Below are 16716 nucleotides of genomic sequence, written 5' to 3'. Positions count from 1 at the left end.
GGCCGCGCCACTGGCACCGGCTCCGCCGTGGCCGCCGAGAGCGTCCCACGTCGACGCACTGTAGATTTCCGCGAACCCGCCGTTGCCGCCGTTGCCGCCCACACCGGCCCCGCCGTCACCGCCGGCCGCCCCATCGGCAGCGATCGCCTTACCGGTCCCGTAGGTGGTCGCGGTGCCGCCGCTGCCTCCGTTGCCGCCGCCACCGGCACCGCTGCCGCCGGCTCCGGCGTGGCCGCCGAGGGCGTCTTGGGTCGACGCGCTGTTGTCGATGTACGCGCTGCCGCCGTTGCCGCCGTTGCCGCCGCCACCGTCACCGCCGTCGGCGCCGGCCGCCCCATCGCCGCCGACGGCCCTGCCGGTCCCGCCGGCGGTCGCGTTGCCGCCGTTGCCGCCGTTGCCGCCGCCGGTAGTACCGCTGCCGCCGGCTCCGGCGTTGCCGCCGAGGGCGTCCTGCGGCGATGCGGCGCTGTCGGTGTACGCGTAGCCGCCGCTGCCGCCGTTACCGCCGACACCGGCACTTCCGTGTGCGCCGGCCGTCCCGTCGCCGCCGACGGCTTTCCCGGTCCCTTGCGTGTACGCATTGCCGCCGTAGCCGCCGTTGCCTCCGGTCGCACCGCTACCGGCGGCTCCGGCCTGGCCGCCGACTGCGTCTTGGGTCGACGCGTTGTTGTAGACGGACGCGCCGCCGCCGTTGCCGCCGTTGCCGCCGGTTCCGGTGCCGCCGTCGGCGCCGGCGGCCCCGTCAGCGGCGATGGCCTTGCCGGTCCCGTGGGTGGCTGCGCTGCCGCCGTTGCCGCCGTTGCCTCCGCCGGCGGCACCACTACCGGCGGTTCCGGCTTGTCCGCCGAGGGCGTCTTGGGTCGACGTGTTGTTGTTGATGTTCGCGGTGCCGCCGTTGCCGCCGTTGCCGCCGGTTCCGGTGCCGCCGTCGGCGCCGGCGGCCCCGTCGCCGGCGATGGCCTTGCCGCTTCCGTAGTTGTACGCGGTGCCGCCGTTGCCGCCGTTGCCGCCGCCGGTCGCGCCGCTGGCGCCGGCCCCGCCGTTACCGCCGAGGGAGTCTTGGGTCGACGTGTTGTTGTTGATGTTCGCGGTGCCGCCGTTGCCGCCGTTGCCGCCGGTTCCGGTGCCGCCGTCGGCGCCGGCGGCCCCGTCAGCGGCGATGGCCTTGCCGGTCCCGTGGGTGGCTGCGCTGCCGCCGCTTCCGCCGTTGCCTCCGCCGGCCGCGCCGTTACCGCCGGCTCCGGCGTGGCCGCCGAGGGCGTCTTGGGTCGACGCGACGTTGTTGACGGTCGCGTTGCCGCCGTTGCCGCCGTTGCCGCCGATGCCCGCGCCGCCGCCGGCACCGGCACCCCCGTCGCCGCCGGTGGCCTTGCCGATCCCGGCGGTGTACGCGGCGCCGCCGTTTCCGCCGTTGCCGCCGCCGGTCGCGCCGCTGGCGCCGGCCCCGCCGTTACCGCCGAGGGAGTCTCGGGCCGACGTGTTGTTGGCGATATTCGCAGCGCCGCCGTTGCCGCCGTTGCCGCCTGTTCCGGTGCCGCCGTCGGCGCCGGCCGCCCCGTCGGCGGCGATGGCCTTGCCGGACCCGGCGGTGGCCGCGCTGCCGCCGCTTCCGCCGTTGCCTCCGCCGGCCGCGCCGTTACCGGCGGCTCCGGCCTGGCCGCCGAGGGCGTCCTGTGTCGACGCGACGTTGTTGACGACCGCGCTGCCGCCGTTGCCGCCGTTGCCGCCGGTTCCGGTGCCGCCGTCGGCGCCGGCCGCCCCGTCGGCGGCGATGGCCCTGCCGGTCCCGACGGTGTACGCGTCGCCACCGTCGCCGCCGTTGCCGCCGCCGGAAGCGCCGGTACCGGCAGTCCCGGCCTGGCCGCCGAGGGCGTCCTGGGTCGACGCGACGTTGACGACGTGCGCGTAGCTGCCGTTGCCGCCGTCGCCGCCTTTTCCGGTGGTGCTGTCGCCGCCGGCCGCGCCGTCACCGGCGGCGGCCTTGCCGGTCCCGGCGGTGATCGCGTGGCCGCCGTCGCCGCCGTTTCCGCCGCCGGCCGCACCGCCTCCACCAACCCCGCCGTCGCCGCCGACGATGTCCTGCGTCGACGCGCTGTCAGTGATCTGCACGTCGCCGCCATGACCGCCGTTTCCGCCGGTACCGATACCACCGGCGCCGCCGTTGCCACCATTGCCGGCCTGGGGATGACCGTCACCTCCCGAGGCGCCGTTGCCGCCGTTGCCGCCGCGTACTCCGGTGGCGGTGCTGGTGTTGCCGACGGTTCCGGCCGTGCCGTCGGTGCCACCGGTGCCGCCGGTGCCGTGCAGACCCGCGGTACCGCCACCACCGGCCGCGGCGCTACCGGCATCACCGCCGTCACCACCGGCCCCGTCGACCCCGCCGGAACCGGCTTTGCCCCACTGCCCCGCGGCGCCGTTGCCGCCGCTGCCCGGTGTTCCGGCGTCACCACCGTGACCGCCGTCGCCGCCGTCACCGTTGACACCGACGTGCCCGGTCGTCGTCGCACCGCCGTTGCCGCCGTTGCCGCCGTTACCGCCGGTGCCGCCGGCTACGCTGCCACCGTCCTGGCCGCGGCCGTTGTTGACCCCGGCCACACCGTTGGCGCCGTCACCACCGATACCGCCGTTGGCTCCGTCGCCGCCGGCGCCGCCGGCGCCGCCATCGCCGCCGTCCCCGGAGATGCTGCCGCCGGCCCCGCCGTTGCCGCCCAGACCACCACTGCCACCGGCACCACTGAGGGCATCGACACCACTGCCGCCGGCCCCGCCGTTGCCGCCGTTGCCCCGGCTGCCGCCGTCACCGCCGGTGCCTCCGTTGCCCCCGGAGGCACCGGGTGCCGCGTTGGCGTCGTTGGCCGCGTCGTAGCCGCGTCCGCCGTCACCGCCGTTGCCCATCACGCCGGCTGGGCTACTGCCCGCGCCTCCATCGGTGCCATGGGTCGAACCCGCGCCGCCGAGACCACCTGTCCCGCCGGTGCCGCTGTTGCCTCCATTGCCGCCGTCACCGCCATCGGGATTCGCAGCGGTACCTGCCGCGCCAGAACCGCCATCGCCGGGTGTACCGCCGCCACCGCCGAGGCCACCAGTTCCGCCGACACCCTGGAGCCCGACCCCACCGAACAGGCCTCGGCCACCGCCAGCACCACCGGTGCCGCCGGCGCCACCGGAACCACCGTCGCCGCCGTTGCCGCCGGCTTGACCGTCCCCGGAGCCGGTGACAAACGAGCCGTCCGCCCCTGTGACGCCGTCGCCACCGTTACCGCCCGCGCCGCCGGAACCACCGGCGCCGCCCGCGCCGCCGACACCCCAGAACCAGCTGGCTCGGCCCCCGGCGCCGCCATTGCCGCCGGCGCCACCGGCCAGCCCGCCCACACCGGAGTCCCCGGCGGCCTGGCCACTTCCACCATCACCGCCGGTCATCCCGGCCCCACCCGCGCCACCGGCACCGCCATCGCCGAATAGCCAGCCACCGGCACCGCCGGTTCCACCGTTACCGGCGACGCCGGCGTTGTCCACGGCGTCTAAGCCGGTGCCACCGTCGCCGCCGTTGCCGAACATGCCGGCCATCCCGCCGGTGCCCCCGCTGACACCGAGGCCGCCGTCGCCGAACCAGAAGCCGCCATCACCGAGATCACCGAACCATCCGGTCGAGCCGAACAGTGAAGTGTTGGCCCCGTCGAATTCGTCGATGCCGTTGCCGATCAGATCCCGGCCGAACAGCCACACTGAGGGTTCGTTGAGCAGATCCAGCCACCAGGTGTTGGCGGGATCGGCGATCAGCGCCTCGACCTGCGCATGCAGATCGGCCATCCAGTCGGTCTCCGGCGCCGGCAGGGCATCGAACGATAAGGTCTCGGCCGGGGGAGTCCAGGCCGGCGCATCCAGCCACGTCCACGCGGTCGGGTCGAAGAGGTCATCGAGAAAATCGGCGCGGGCCACCGGCGCACCGGTGGTCAGCGGCGCCATCCCGAACGCCAGAAATGCCCCCAGCGTTGCCGACGCGCCGATCATCCGACGACGTCCACGCCCCCGATTCGAACGGCCAGCGCTCATGGAACCCACCCCGATCCTCGTGAAATACCCGGAATCTTCTGAGTACAAGCCAAGCGGAGTCCGGATCGATCCTCTACAGGGTTTTCCCTTGCATTGGGCAGCTCGCGGATTGTGGGATACCACTTGCTCGACAGTGCGAATTGGTTGGTAATACCGCGTGAAAGCGCCGCCGCCGAACCGACTGAACCGCACGCTCGGCGGGCGGGGGAGGAGCCGGGTGCGGAATCGAGCCCGCTGGGCCCTACAGCTCCCGGATCGCCACGATGCGCGCCCGCAGCTGATCCGACGTCGCCGCCGCCACCGGGGGGCCGCCGCAACGCCGGCGCAGCTCGTTGTGAATCCAGCCGTGCGGCTTGCCCAGACGATGGTGGGCCGCCGACACCAGCGCGTTGAGCTCGTGACGCAGTGCTCGCAATTGACCGTGCGTGGTAACCGGCGCCGGAACCCCACCAGCGGCGGCCACTTTGGACCGGCGGTCCAGCTGCTCTTCCTGGCGCTGCCGCAGCAGGTCACGCATCTGGCTGGCGTCGAGCAACCCGGGGATACCCAGGTAGTCGGCCTCTTCGTCGCTGCCGGCCGGGGCGGCGGTGCCGAACGAGGCGCCGTCGAAGATCACCTGGTCGAGCTCGGCGTCCGCGCCCAGGGATTCGAAGCCGTTCTCGAGCTCGGAGGGCTCGTCGCGGCGGCGCTGCGCCTCGTCGAACTCGTCGCGTTCGGACTCCCGGTGCGGCTTGCCCAGCACATGATTGCGCTGCTCTTCCATCTCGCTGGCCAGGCCCAGCAGCGACGGTACCGACGGCAAGAAGATGCTGGCGGTCTCGCCGGGCCGTCGTGACCGCACGAACCGGCCGATTGCCTGCGCGAAGAACAACGGGGTGGAGGCACTGGTGGCGTAGACCCCGACCGCCAGCCGGGGCACGTCGACGCCCTCGGAGACCATCCGCACCGCCACCAGCCACCTGCTGGTGTCCGCCGAGAACTGTGCGATCTTGTCCGACGCGCTGGGATCGTCGGAGAGCACCACGGTGGGTTCCTCGCCGGTGTGCCGTTTCAGCAGCACCGCGTAGGCGCGGGCGGCCTTCTGGTCGGTGGCGATGATCATGCCGCCGGCATCGGCCATGCCGCCCTCGCGCAGCTGGCGCAGCCGAGTGTCCGCGGCGGTGATCACCGCCGGCATCCATTCCCCGGCCGGGTCCAGCGCCGTGCGCCACGCCCGGGCGGTGTGTTCGGCGGTCAGTGGTTCGCCGAGTCGGGCCGCGTGCTCCTCGCCGGCGCTATCGCGCCAGCGGGCCTCGCCCGAGTAGGCCATGAACACCACCGGGCGCACCACACCGTCGGCTAGCGCGTCGGTGTAGCCGTAGCTGTCGTCGGCCACCGAGCGCAGGTGGCCGGCGCCGTCGGGCTCGTAGTTGACGAAGGGAATGGGGCTGTCGTCGCTGCGGAACGGGGTCCCGGTCAGCGCCAGCCGCCGGGTGGCGTCGTCGAATGCCTCCCGGATGCCGTCGCCCCAGCTCTTGGCGTCGCCGCCGTGGTGGATCTCGTCGAAGATCACCAGGGTTTTCGCGGCCTCGGTGCGCACCCGGTGCCGACTGGGATGGCTGGCGACCTGCGCGTAGGTGACCACGACGCCGTGGTACTCCGAGCTGGTCTGCGAGTCGGAGTTGGAAAACCGGGGGTCCAGCGCGATGCCGTGCGAGGCAGCGGCGGTGGCCCACTGCACCTTGAGGTGTTCGGTGGGCACCACGATCGTGATCCGCTCGACGGTGCGGTCGGCCAGCAGCTCGGCGACGATGCGCAGCGCGAACGTCGTCTTACCGGCGCCGGGGGTGGCCACCATCAGGAAATCTCGCGGCTTGGCGGTCAGATAGCGCACCAGAGCCCGGCGTTGCCAGCCCCGCAAAGCCCGGGTGCTGGGCGCTGCTTCAGCCCGCACCCGGTCTCCTATCTGATCGAGATGCAGTCTAGGGCAAGCCGATAGGATCGCTGGCGTGTCCACCCCGCGCGAGCCGGAATCCGTCCGTGTCGAGCGGCTTCGCGACGCGCAGGCCAAGGCCGTTGCACTGTTCGACGAGATCGAGCGGCGCGGCATGGTCCGCCCCGGAGTCGGCGAGCGGCAGCTCTCCGATGAGATCCGGGACCTGGCCGCCGACATGTTCGGGGTGACGCGGCACTGGCATCGGCGGGTGGTGCGGGCCGGGGAGAACAGCCTGCTGCCGTTTCACGCCGACCCTCCCGACCGCGTGATGGCCGACGACGACATCGCCTACCTCGACCTGGGGCCGATCTTCGAAGAGTGGGAGGCCGACTTCGGTCGCACCTTCGTGCTCGGCGGTGTTGATGCAGACCCCGACAAGCTGGCGCTGCGCGACGCGCTGCCCGGGGTGTGGAGCGCGGGGCGCGCCTTCTTCGAGGCGCACGCCGACATCACCGGCGCGCAGCTGTACGACCACGTCGTCGGCCTAGCTCAGGACGCGGGCTTCGAATTCGGTGCTCCCATCGCCGGGCACCTGCTCGGAGAGTTTCCGCACAAGAAGATCTCCGGTGACGACGCCCGGTTCTACGTCGCGCCCGGATCCGACGAGCCGATGCGCCGCACGGATCCCACCGGCAGGGTCTGTCACTGGATCCTGGAAGTGCACCTGGTGAACCGGGCCCGCGGGTTCGGCGGTTTCTACGAGCAGCTACTCGACCTCGACGACCAGCCGGAATGCGGCCGGGCCGGTTAGCCTGAACGGGTGATCGGCCTCGACCGTTTCCCCGGCGGCGGGTGGGATTTCGCATCTCCGTCCGGACTGGCGCCGCTGGGCGGTGCCGCGATGATCGGGTACCGCAATTACGATGCCGCCGGCCTGGACATGCGGGTTGTCGGGCTGCCGGCCGTCACCGCGCTGATCGGTTTCGGCGAGAACGACTTGCTGGTCGACAGTACGACCGGTCGGCAGGCACTGAACGGCTTCGTCTGCGGGCTGGGCAGCGAGACGATGCGGATCCGCGCTGAGCGGGCCGCGTGCATCGAGGTGCGGTTGTCGCCGGTACAGGCCTATTCGTTGCTGGGTGTCGGGCCCGGGGATCTGGGCCGCGCCGTTGTCGGGTTGGACGACTTGTGGGGACGGCGGGGCCGCCGGCTGCGCGAGCGAATCGCCGACACCCCGACGTGGGAACAGCGGTTTGCGCTGGCCAGATCGTTTCTGGTGCAGCGCGCCGAATCGTCGCGGCCGCCGGACCCGGAAGTGGTCGCCAGCTGGAATCGGATCGTCGGCTGCCGGGGGCAGGTCACGGTTGGCGAGCTGGCCGAATCATCTGGCTGGAGCCGCAAGAGGCTGTGGGCGAGGTTCGGGGCTCAGATCGGTCTGACGCCCAAGCGTGCCGCGATGCTGGTCCGATTCCGGCACGCGGTCGAAGGCCTGGTAGCAGGCCGCCCCGCCGCGGACGTCGCCGTGTCCTGTGGCTATACCGACCAGGCTCATCTGAGTCGGGACGTGGCGAGCTTCGCGGGCGTCACGCCGGGAGCGGTGGCCGGCGAGACGCTGAGCGCGGTCGCGAAGCGCCGTCAACGGGCCTGGGGAACATTCTTCCAATACCGTGCGGGCCCGCCCGGTCGATAGTGACAGTCCATCCTCGAGAAGGGCGTGTGACATGACCGACGACGATCTCATCGACTTCCAGCGCGACACGTTCACCCATGACGGCAAGACCCGCGCCGTGTTCCGCCAGGGTTCCGGCCCCGCCGTGATCGTGATGGCCGAGTTTCCCGGCATATCGCCGATGGTGTTCGACTTCGCCCGGCGGGTCGCGAGCCGGGGGTGCACCGCGGTGGTGCCGCATCTGTACGGCAATCCGGGGCGCGACCCGAGTCCCGCCGCGCACGGCCTCGTCGCCGCGCTGGCGAACATTGCCGGCCAGTTCGGGCCGGTCTGTGTCAGCCGGGAGTTCGTGGTGCTTGCGAGCGGCCGCACGTCCCCGGTGGTGCGCTGGTTGCGGGCGTTGGCCGAGCACGAGCACCAACGCTGCGGCGGGCCGGGAGTCGGTGCGGTCGGGATGTGCTTCACCGGCGGATTCGCATTGGCGATGGCGGTCGACGACCGGTTGATCGCACCGGTGTTGTCTCAGCCGGGGCTGCCGCTGGCGTTCACGGCCCGACAGAAGTACTCCATCGACGTCGCACCGGCCGACCTGGACCGGATCAAGCAGCGTTGCGCGGACGGACTGTCGGTGATGGGGCTGCGGTTCTGCGGTGATCGGCGCTCGCCGGCGCAGCGATTCGATTTTCTGCGCGACCAGCTCGGTGAGGCGTTCATCGCGATCGAACTCGATGACGCCGCCGCCAACCCGGATGCCGTCCTAAGTCCGCATTCCGTTCTGACCGAGCACCTCATCGACCGGCCCGGTGAGCCGACCCATACCGCGCTGCACCAGGTATTGGACTTCCTGGGTAGCCGGCTCGTCGCCGGTCATCAGCCTGGGAGTTGACGAGGAGCACGGTGCGGTCGCGGCGCGACGCCGCCGGCCGAACTGACCTTGCACTCGGCATGGGCGAGTGCTAAAAATGACGTTGGCACTCGCGACCAGTGAGTGCTAGGTCGGGACGGTGAGGCAGGGGCCGCACCTGCGGAGCACACCCACAGCCGTCCGTCGCGGGCACTGCACCCGACCAACAAGACGTGCACCCCCTAACCGGAGGAATCACTTCGCAATGGCTAAGCAAATTGCGTATGACGAAGAGGCCCGTCGCGGCCTCGAGCGGGGCCTGAACGCCCTCGCCGACGCGGTCAAGGTGACGCTGGGCCCCAAGGGCCGCAACGTCGTCCTGGAGAAGAAGTGGGGCGCCCCCACGATCACCAACGATGGTGTGTCCATCGCCAAGGAGATCGAGCTGGAGGACCCCTACGAGAAGATCGGCGCCGAGCTGGTCAAAGAGGTCGCCAAGAAGACCGACGACGTCGCGGGTGACGGCACCACCACCGCCACCGTGCTGGCCCAGGCCCTGGTCAAGGAAGGCCTGCGCAACGTGGCCGCCGGCGCCAACCCGCTGGGCCTGAAGCGCGGCATCGAGAAGGCCGTAGAAAAGATCACGGAAGGTCTCCTCGCAACGGCCAAAGAGGTCGAGACCAAGGAGCAGATCGCGGCGACCGCCGGTATCTCCGCGGGCGACCAGACCATCGGTGACCTGATCGCCGAGGCCATGGACAAGGTCGGCAACGAGGGTGTCATCACCGTCGAGGAGTCCAACACCTTCGGCCTGCAGCTGGAGCTCACCGAGGGCATGCGCTTCGACAAGGGCTACATCTCGGGCTACTTCGTCACCGACGCCGAGCGTCAGGAAGCCGTCCTGGAGGACCCCTACATCCTGCTGGTCAGCTCGAAGATCTCGACGGTCAAGGACCTGCTGCCCTTGCTGGAGAAGGTCATTCAGTCCGGCAAGCCGTTGCTGATCATCGCCGAGGACGTCGAGGGCGAGGCCCTGAGCACCCTGGTGGTCAACAAGATCCGTGGCACCTTCAAGTCCGTTGCCGTCAAGGCCCCGGGCTTCGGTGACCGTCGCAAGGCGATGCTGCAGGACATGGCGATCCTCACCGGTGGCCAGGTCATCAGCGAAGAGGTCGGCCTGTCGTTGGAGAGCGCCGACGTCGCCCTGCTGGGCACCGCCCGCAAGGTCGTCATCACCAAGGATGAGACCACCATCGTCGAGGGCTCGGGCGACTCCGACGCCATCGCCGGCCGGGTGGCCCAGATCCGCGCCGAGATCGAGAACAGCGACTCCGACTACGACCGCGAGAAGCTGCAGGAGCGCCTGGCCAAGCTGGCCGGCGGTGTTGCGGTGATCAAGGCCGGGGCGGCCACCGAGGTGGAGCTCAAGGAGCGCAAGCACCGCATCGAGGACGCGGTGCGCAACGCCAAGGCCGCCGTGGAGGAGGGCATCGTCGCCGGTGGTGGCGTGGCTCTGCTGCAGGCCGCTCCGTCGCTCGACGAGCTCAAGCTCGAGGGTGACGAGGCCACCGGTGCCAACATCGTGCGTGTCGCGCTGTCGGCTCCGCTGAAGCAGATCGCCTTCAACGCGGGCCTGGAGCCCGGCGTTGTCGCCGAGAAGGTCACCAACTCCGCCTCGGGCACCGGCCTCAACGCTGCCTCCGGCGAGTACGAGGACCTGCTCAAGGCCGGCGTCGCCGACCCGGTGAAGGTGACCCGCTCGGCGCTGCAGAACGCGGCGTCCATCGCGGCACTGTTCCTGACCACCGAGGCCGTTGTCGCCGACAAGCCGGAGAAGGCGGCCGCACCCGCGGGCGACCCGACCGGTGGCATGGGCGGCATGGACTTCTAAGTCTGGTTGCGCGAAAGAGCCCGGTCCCTTTGGGGGCCGGGCTTTTTCGTTGAGCGCACAACGCTGACAGCGATCCCCCAGCGAACAATCTTGATTCCAATTGTGAAAAAGAACTACGTTGCGAAGCCGAATCATGACCGAGAGGGCTCGATGAAGCACATCGCATGGGGGATCGTGGTCGGCGGAGCCGCCGCGGCCGCGTTCGCAGGTTCGGGGGTGGCCGGCGCCACCGGCGGCACCTGGACGCCGGACTATGACGTCAACGACGCCCAACTGTTCGCAGTGCTGCCTGCTTTGGGCCAGGAAGGGTGGTCCCCGGCGTGGCAGCTGCCCGCGAGTTTCACCTCCGGCACCGGCACGGTGTTGACCGGGACCGACTACCTCACGCCCACAATCGGCGGGCTTAACAACGAGTTCGTCACCAGCGACGGGGCCACCTACGACCAGAACCAGCTGTTCCCGGGCTTCACCAATCTCTACTATGACCCGGCTGGGAACGGCACCGCCGTCGACGTGATGAAGACCCCGTTCGGCAGCTTCGACCTGGCCTCTGCGCCGTCGTGGGCGGTACCGGACTTTCCCACGGGGACAGCGGAGACCGTGGGCAACAACATCGTGGTCGCCGACGGTGCCATCTACCGCATCGGGGATGCGATCGGCCTGTCCGACGCGGCGCGTGGCGCTTGGTTCGGTGGGCTGACGGACCATGCCACCATCACGGCGCTACAGGCCCCGGATTCTTCGCTGGTGTGGTCCGCCCCGGCTGCCTACTCGGGAGGTACGGGCGCGGCCGCGACGACACTGACCGGGACCCTGTACGTCACGTCGCCGACCGACGTCGAGTTCGTCGACAAGTCCGGAGATGTCTTCGACCAGCACGCCTTGGTCTACGGCCTATTTAACGTGGTGAACCTGTACTACGACCCGGTCAACGGCCCCGCGGTGGATGAGGTCCAGACGATTTTCGGGAACTTCGATCTGTCCCCGTTCGCGTCGTGGTTCGCGCCAACCGATGTCGCCGACTTGACGACGCCGGCGCCCCTGACCGACCTGTCCGACGCCGGCCTGTTCAGCGCGCTGGATCTCGGGCTGTCCTCCTAGGGGTTGACTCTGCGTCCACGGCGCAAAAGTGCGAGTGGTGTGCGCCGTGGACACAGAGTCAACGAAGATGGGTGCATGGAGATCCTGCTGCTGGGCAGCGGCAGTGCCGACGGCTGGCCGAATCCGTTCTGCCGGTGCGAATCCTGCTGTACGGTGACCGAGGTTCGGGGTCAGACCGCCGCGCTGGTCGACGACGTGCTTCTGCTAGATTGCGGGCCGGAGGCGCCGCGCGCCGCAGTGCGGTTCGGACGATCATTGGCCGGCGTCCGGCACATCCTGTTCACCCACGGCCACCCCGACCACGTCGGGCCCGCAGCGCTGCTGATGCGGCACTGGACCGGGACCGGCGAGCCCTTGGATGTGGTCGGCCCGCCGAGTGCACTGGCGCAGTGCCGGCATTGGGTGGGGCCCGACGATCCGGTGCGGTTCGTCGAGGCATCGCCTGGCGACGATGTGCGCCTGGGTGACTACCGGCTGCGAGTACTGGCTGCCGCGCACGGTGCCGATATCGGTGGTGACGCGGTGCTCTACGACCTGGAATCGGTTGGTGGGCGGATCTTCTGGGCCACCGACACCGGGCCGTTGCCCGAGGAGACGCACGCCGCGGTGGCCGGTGCCGACTATGACGCGGTGTTTCTGGAGGAGACCTTCGGCAACTACACCGAGCACGGCACCGAGCATCATGACCTGCCGGCGTTCGCGGCAACGGTGGCGCGGCTGAGCGACTCCGGTGCCGTCACGGCCCGCACCGACGTCGTCGCGATACACCTGAGCCACCACAATCCCCCTGGGTCGGAATTGACTGCGGTACTGTCCGATTCAGGTGCTCGACCGGGATGTGATGGTGAGGTGGTGTGGGTGGGTGCAACTGGTGCAGCGCCGACCCGCACCCTGGTGCTCGGCGGGGCGCGCTCGGGCAAGTCCGCGCACGCCGAGGCGTTGCTGGCCGATGCGCCGGCGGTGACCTACCTGGCCACCGGCGGGGTGCGGGAGGGCGATCCCGAATGGGCCGAGCGGATACGGCTGCACCGGATGCGGCGACCGGCCTCCTGGCGCACCGTCGAGACCATCGACGTCGCCGATGCGCTGCGATCCGCCGAAACCCCTGTGCTGCTGGACTGTTTGGGCACCTGGCTCACCGCCCGGATGGACCTGCACCGAGTGTGGGACGGTGGCGCACTGGACGGCGTGCACACCGATATCGACGAGCTGGTGTCGGCCTGGCGCGCCTGCCCGGTACCGGCGGTGGCAGTGAGCAACGAAGTAGGTAGCGGGGTAGTCCCGCCCACCGCGTCGGGGCGGTTGTTCCGCGACCTGCTCGGGGTGCTCAATACGCGGATGGCCGCCGAGTCCGACGAGGTGGTGCTGATGGTGGCCGGCCGGCCGATTACGCTTCCTGCGCAGTGAGCTTCAGGTCCACACAGTCGCTGTAGCAAGGGGTTTCGCCCGGTGATTCGGGCGTGGCGACCCGGATCAGCACCGCGCGCGTGGGGGAGATCGTCACGCTGGCCAGCTCACCGGCATCGGAGACCTGAGCGGTGCCGTCGACGATGACGGTGTAGCCGCCCGGCGCCGGCGGCGGCCACATCACCGTGACGTCGCTGCTGCGGGCCAGATTCGCCCGGCTGCGTCGGCCGCCGAGTGCGTCGATGCGCACGGTGTCGCCGTCAAGCACCGGCATCACCGGTACCGGATGCGGGCGATTCTCGGTGTCGACGGTGATCAGATAGGCGTAGTCGTGGCCCGCCAGCTTCTCTGCGAGTCGCTCGAAATCCACGGCAGAACTCATGGATTCGAGCCTAAACCCGCCGACTGTCAATCTGCCTTGAGTTGCACGCAGTCATGGGCGGTGCCGACCGCCTGCTGGGTTCCGGCCTCGAACACCGGCCGGTGCAGCAGGGCCTTGGTCGGTGTCACCAGCACCGGGGCGGTCGGGTCCTCGGGAAGCTCGGCTTGGCCGTCGACCAACAGTGAGTACTCGCCGACGTCGCACGACGGCCAGATCAGGGTGACGCCGGCGCGCGCCGACATGTTCTGCCGGCCGTGCATGCCGACCGGGCCGACATCCACCCGGGTGCCGTCGAAGGTCGGGGTGATCGCGGTGGTGCGCACCCGGTAGTCGTCGCCGACGGTCACCAGGAATGCGAACGGGTAACCGGGCAACAGCTCGCCCAGGCGGGCGAGGTCGACGGACTTGGCCATGGAATCGAGGGTAAGGGCCGTCCGCGGAGACCGGTAACGCGCTACGGGGTCGGGACCCCACCCGCCCCGCCGGGGCCGCCGGCCCCACCCGGGGAATAGAGGTTGGCGGGGGCCCCACCGGCAACGCCGGGGGTGCCGGCCGCCCCGCTAACAATGGTTCCGTCGTCTGCGGTCCCATTGCCGCCGCTGCCGCCGTCGCCGCCGTGGCCGCCGTGAACCAGGGCTACTCCCCGGCTGAAGCCGTTTCCGGCCTTCGCGCCGTTGCCGCCGTCGCCGCCGCTGCCGTGCCGGCCGTTGCCGCCGTCACCGCCGCTGCCGCCGTCGCCGCCGCTGCCGCTACCGGCGCCATTGGTGCCGCCGGGGTAGCCAAGGCCGCCGTTGCCGCCGTCGCCGCCGTTATCGCCGTTGCCTCCGGCACCGCCGTCGCCGCCGCTGCCGCCGTTGCCGCGGAAACCCCACGCCCCCTCGCCGCCGTCGCCGCCGTTGCCGCCGTCGCCGGAGATCGAGCCGCCGTCGCCGCCAGCACCGCCGTTGCCGCCGTTTGCGCCGTTGACGCCAGGGCTGTTGGGTTGCGCGCCCGCCGAGAGGTCCCACCCGCCGTGTCCGCCGACACCGCCGTCGCCGCCGTTGCCGACGGTGCCTCCCGACCCGCCGTTGCCGCCGTCGCCGCCGTTGCCAGGAGGCGGATCGGTGTCGGTGCTGGGGGTCCAGCCGTCGCCGCCGGCCCCGCCGGTGCCGCCGGTGCCGATAGCCCCGCCGGCGCCGCCGACGCCGTCCACCGCCCGGGCCTGCCCGCCGGTACCGGTGGCGCCGGGAGTACCGCCGTTGCCGCCGTTGCCGCCGTCGATTCGGGTGGCGTCGCCGGCCGCCCCGGCGCCACCGGTACCGCCGTCGCCGGCCGCCCCGCCGGCGCCGCCGTTACCGGACGTGGTGCCACCCAGGCCACCGGTGCCACCGAGGCCTCCCTGGCCGCCGTCATAGCCGGCCCAGCCGGCGGCGGGGCCGGCGGCTCCGGTTCCCCCGACCCCGCCGGTCCCACCGGCCCCGCCGTTGCCGGCAGCGCCGGCGTTGCCGCCGGTACCGCCGGTACCACCGGTGCCAACCCCGGGAAGGTCGGTGCTGGCGGCACCGGTGCCGCCGATACCGCCGGCCCCACCGGTGCCGCCGTTGCCGGAGATTGCGCCGCCGTTGCCGCCGTTGCCGCCGCGGCCGCCCGTCCCGGCGCCCAGGAAGTCACCGTGAGAGGTGGCGCCTTGCCCGCCGTTGCCGCCATCGCCGCCGTTGCCGACCGCCCCGCCGTTGCCGCCGTTGCCGCCGTTGCCGCCCGCGATTCCGCCAATAAAGGTAACGACATTGTCCTGGCCGGCCGCGCCGTTGCCACCGTTGCCGCCGGTGGTGGCCACGGCCCCATCGCCGCCACGCAGGCCGATGTCGCCCCCGCTGCCGCCGGCCCCGGCCGCCCCGCCGGCACCGCCCGTGCCGACGGTCTGGCCCGGGTCACCGCCGTCGCCGCCGTTGCCGCCGTTGCCGTCGTCTCTGACGGACGACGCGGTGCCGCCGTCGCCGCCCTGGCCGGAGTCACCGCCGGCGCCGCCGTTGCCGCCGTCACCGTTGGTGCCGTGGCTGGACGCCCCGCCGGTCCCGCCGGTGCCACCGGTGCCCCCGGCCCCGCCGTCGCCGCCCTTGCCGGCGGTTCCGCTGCCCCCGGGACTGTTGTAGGCGCCGCCGACGCCTCCCGTGCCGCCGGTGCCGCCGACGCCTCCGGTTCCGCCGGTGCCCCCGTTGCCTGAGATCGCGCCGCCACGGCCGCCGGTCCCGCCGTTGCCGCCGATTCCGCCGGTGCCGCCGATAGCGCCGTTGCCGACGTCGCCGCCGGCCGCGCCGGTGGCACCGGTGGCGCCGGTTCCGCCGCGACCGCCGGCCCCGCCGTTGCCGCCGTTGCCTGCGGTCGCCGCATCGCCGCCGGCCCCGCCGTGACCGCCGGTCGCCGCCGGGTTGGTGGGAACTGCGCTCAGTCCGACACTGGACCCGCCGCCGGCCCCGCCGTTGCCGCCATTGCCGCCGTTACCCGAGGCCCCGATCGCCGCACCGCCGGCGCCGCCGTCGGCGCCCACCGCGCCGACGCCGACCGCGTCGGAGAGGGTGTCTCCGCCGTTGCCGCCGTCGCCGCCGTTGCCGCCGTTTCCGGAAGTGGCCCCGCTCGTACCGCCGGTCCCGCCGGTCCCGCCGTTCCCGCCGGCAGCGCCGGCGTCGCCGTTCCCGCCGGCCCCACCGTTGCCACCGTTGCCGACCGCTGCGCCGTTTCCGCCGGCGCCGCCGGCGCCACCGGCCACGCCGTTCGCGGCGAGAGTACCGCCGGTGCCGGACAGGCCGGCGTTGCCGCCGTTGCCGCCGTTGCCGCCGTCGCCGAAGCCGCGGGCCGACCCGCCGTTGCCGCCGCTGCCGCCGGCGCCACCGGTGGTGGGGGTTATGGGGTTGCCGTAGTTGTTGGTGGCGTTGTCTCCGAAACCGCCATCACCGCCGTTGCCACCGTTGCCCCCGCGGCCGGAGGTGGTGCCACCCAAGCCGCCATTGCCGCCGCCACCACCGGGGCCGGCGCTCCAGACTCTTCCCGGGTTGATGCCGGTCGAGTTGGCGCCGCTGCCGCCGTTGCCGCCGTTGCCGCCGTTGCCGACCGCGCCGCCGTTACCGCCGTTGCCGCCGGTACCACCGAGGACGTTCGGGTAGCCGCTATAGCCGGCGTTGCCGCCTCTGCCGCCGTCGCCGCCGTTGCCGCCGCTGGTGACCGTCGTCCCGTCGCCGCCGGCCGCTCCGGTGCCGGCGCCGTCACCCCCGGCCGCTCCGCCGGCGCCGCCGACACCGGCCTTGCCGGGGTCACCGCCGTTCCCGCCGTTCCCGCCGTTCCCGGAGCGAATCACGCCGTTCGGGTCGGAGTGCCAATCGTCCCTGCCGTCGTGTCCCCGGCCACCGTCGCCGGGGGTTCCGGCGTTGCCCCCGGTTCCGCCGTCGCCGCCGTCACCGTTGACGCCGTGGGTGGCCGA

9 protein-coding genes and 2 pseudogenes are annotated in these 16716 nt (G+C 72.1%); 7 read left to right on the top strand and 4 right to left on the bottom strand.

Annotation, left to right across the window (positions count from 1 at the left end; all coding sequences use genetic code 11):
• Nucleotides 1-1294: 1294 nt before the first annotated feature.
• Nucleotides 1295-1543, top strand: a pseudogene (locus tag NM962_06110) (hypothetical protein).
• Nucleotides 1544-4294: 2751 nt separating this feature from the next.
• On the opposite strand, the gene NM962_06105 reads toward NM962_06110, so the two are convergent.
• Nucleotides 4295-5986 carry a DEAD/DEAH box helicase gene (locus NM962_06105; GenBank protein UVO13665.1) on the bottom strand — a complete coding sequence of 564 codons (1692 nt, stop codon included), beginning with the start codon at nucleotides 5984-5986 and terminating at the stop codon, nucleotides 4295-4297.
• A gap of 55 nt (nucleotides 5987-6041) precedes the next feature.
• Here NM962_06105 and NM962_06100 point away from each other — a divergent pair, with 55 nt between their 5' ends.
• From NM962_06100 to NM962_06075, 6 genes are all read left to right on the top strand, one after another.
• Nucleotides 6042-6779, top strand: a complete 738-nt coding sequence (locus NM962_06100) for an aminopeptidase P family protein (protein ID UVO13664.1) — start codon at nucleotides 6042-6044, stop codon at nucleotides 6777-6779.
• Between the two features lie 9 nt (nucleotides 6780-6788).
• Entirely contained in the window at nucleotides 6789-7658 is an 870-nt protein-coding gene (locus NM962_06095; protein UVO13663.1) for a helix-turn-helix domain-containing protein, read from the top strand.
• A gap of 31 nt (nucleotides 7659-7689) precedes the next feature.
• A complete protein-coding gene (locus tag NM962_06090; GenBank protein ID UVO13662.1) occupies nucleotides 7690-8523 on the top strand; it encodes a dienelactone hydrolase family protein in 834 nt (277 codons plus the stop codon).
• Between the two features lie 223 nt (nucleotides 8524-8746).
• On the top strand, nucleotides 8747-10372 hold the full coding sequence (gene groL, locus NM962_06085; protein ID UVO13661.1) for a chaperonin GroEL: 1626 nt from the start codon (nucleotides 8747-8749) through the stop codon (nucleotides 10370-10372).
• A 150-nt stretch (nucleotides 10373-10522) separates the two neighbouring features.
• Nucleotides 10523-11473, top strand: coding sequence for a hypothetical protein (locus NM962_06080; GenBank protein UVO13660.1), 951 nt, complete (start codon nucleotides 10523-10525; stop codon nucleotides 11471-11473).
• 75 nt (nucleotides 11474-11548) lie between these two features.
• The gene (locus NM962_06075; GenBank protein ID UVO13659.1) at nucleotides 11549-12880 is read left to right on the top strand and encodes a bifunctional adenosylcobinamide kinase/adenosylcobinamide-phosphate guanylyltransferase; all 1332 of its coding nucleotides are present in this window, start codon (nucleotides 11549-11551) and stop codon (nucleotides 12878-12880) included.
• On the opposite strand, the gene NM962_06070 is transcribed toward NM962_06075, so the two are convergent.
• From NM962_06070 to NM962_06060, 3 genes and pseudogenes are all read right to left on the bottom strand, one after another.
• A complete protein-coding gene (locus tag NM962_06070; GenBank protein UVO13658.1) occupies nucleotides 12861-13262 on the bottom strand; it encodes a pyridoxamine 5'-phosphate oxidase family protein in 402 nt (133 codons plus the stop codon). The genes NM962_06075 and NM962_06070 overlap by 20 nt on opposite strands.
• Before the next feature lie 26 nt (nucleotides 13263-13288).
• Nucleotides 13289-13675: a hypothetical protein gene (locus NM962_06065; protein UVO13657.1), complete on the bottom strand. Its 387-nt coding sequence runs from the start codon at nucleotides 13673-13675 to the stop codon at nucleotides 13289-13291.
• A gap of 2060 nt (nucleotides 13676-15735) precedes the next feature.
• A pseudogene (locus tag NM962_06060) lies at nucleotides 15736-16116 on the bottom strand (PE family protein).
• Nucleotides 16117-16716: the final 600 nt, after the last annotated feature.

The sequence above is a fragment of the Mycobacterium sp. SVM_VP21 genome, from assembly GCA_024758765.1.
Lineage (GTDB): Bacteria > Actinomycetota > Actinomycetes > Mycobacteriales > Mycobacteriaceae > Mycobacterium > Mycobacterium heraklionense_C.
Note: the sequence above shows the minus strand (reverse complement) of the source record. Positions and strands in the feature narration are given on the sequence as shown.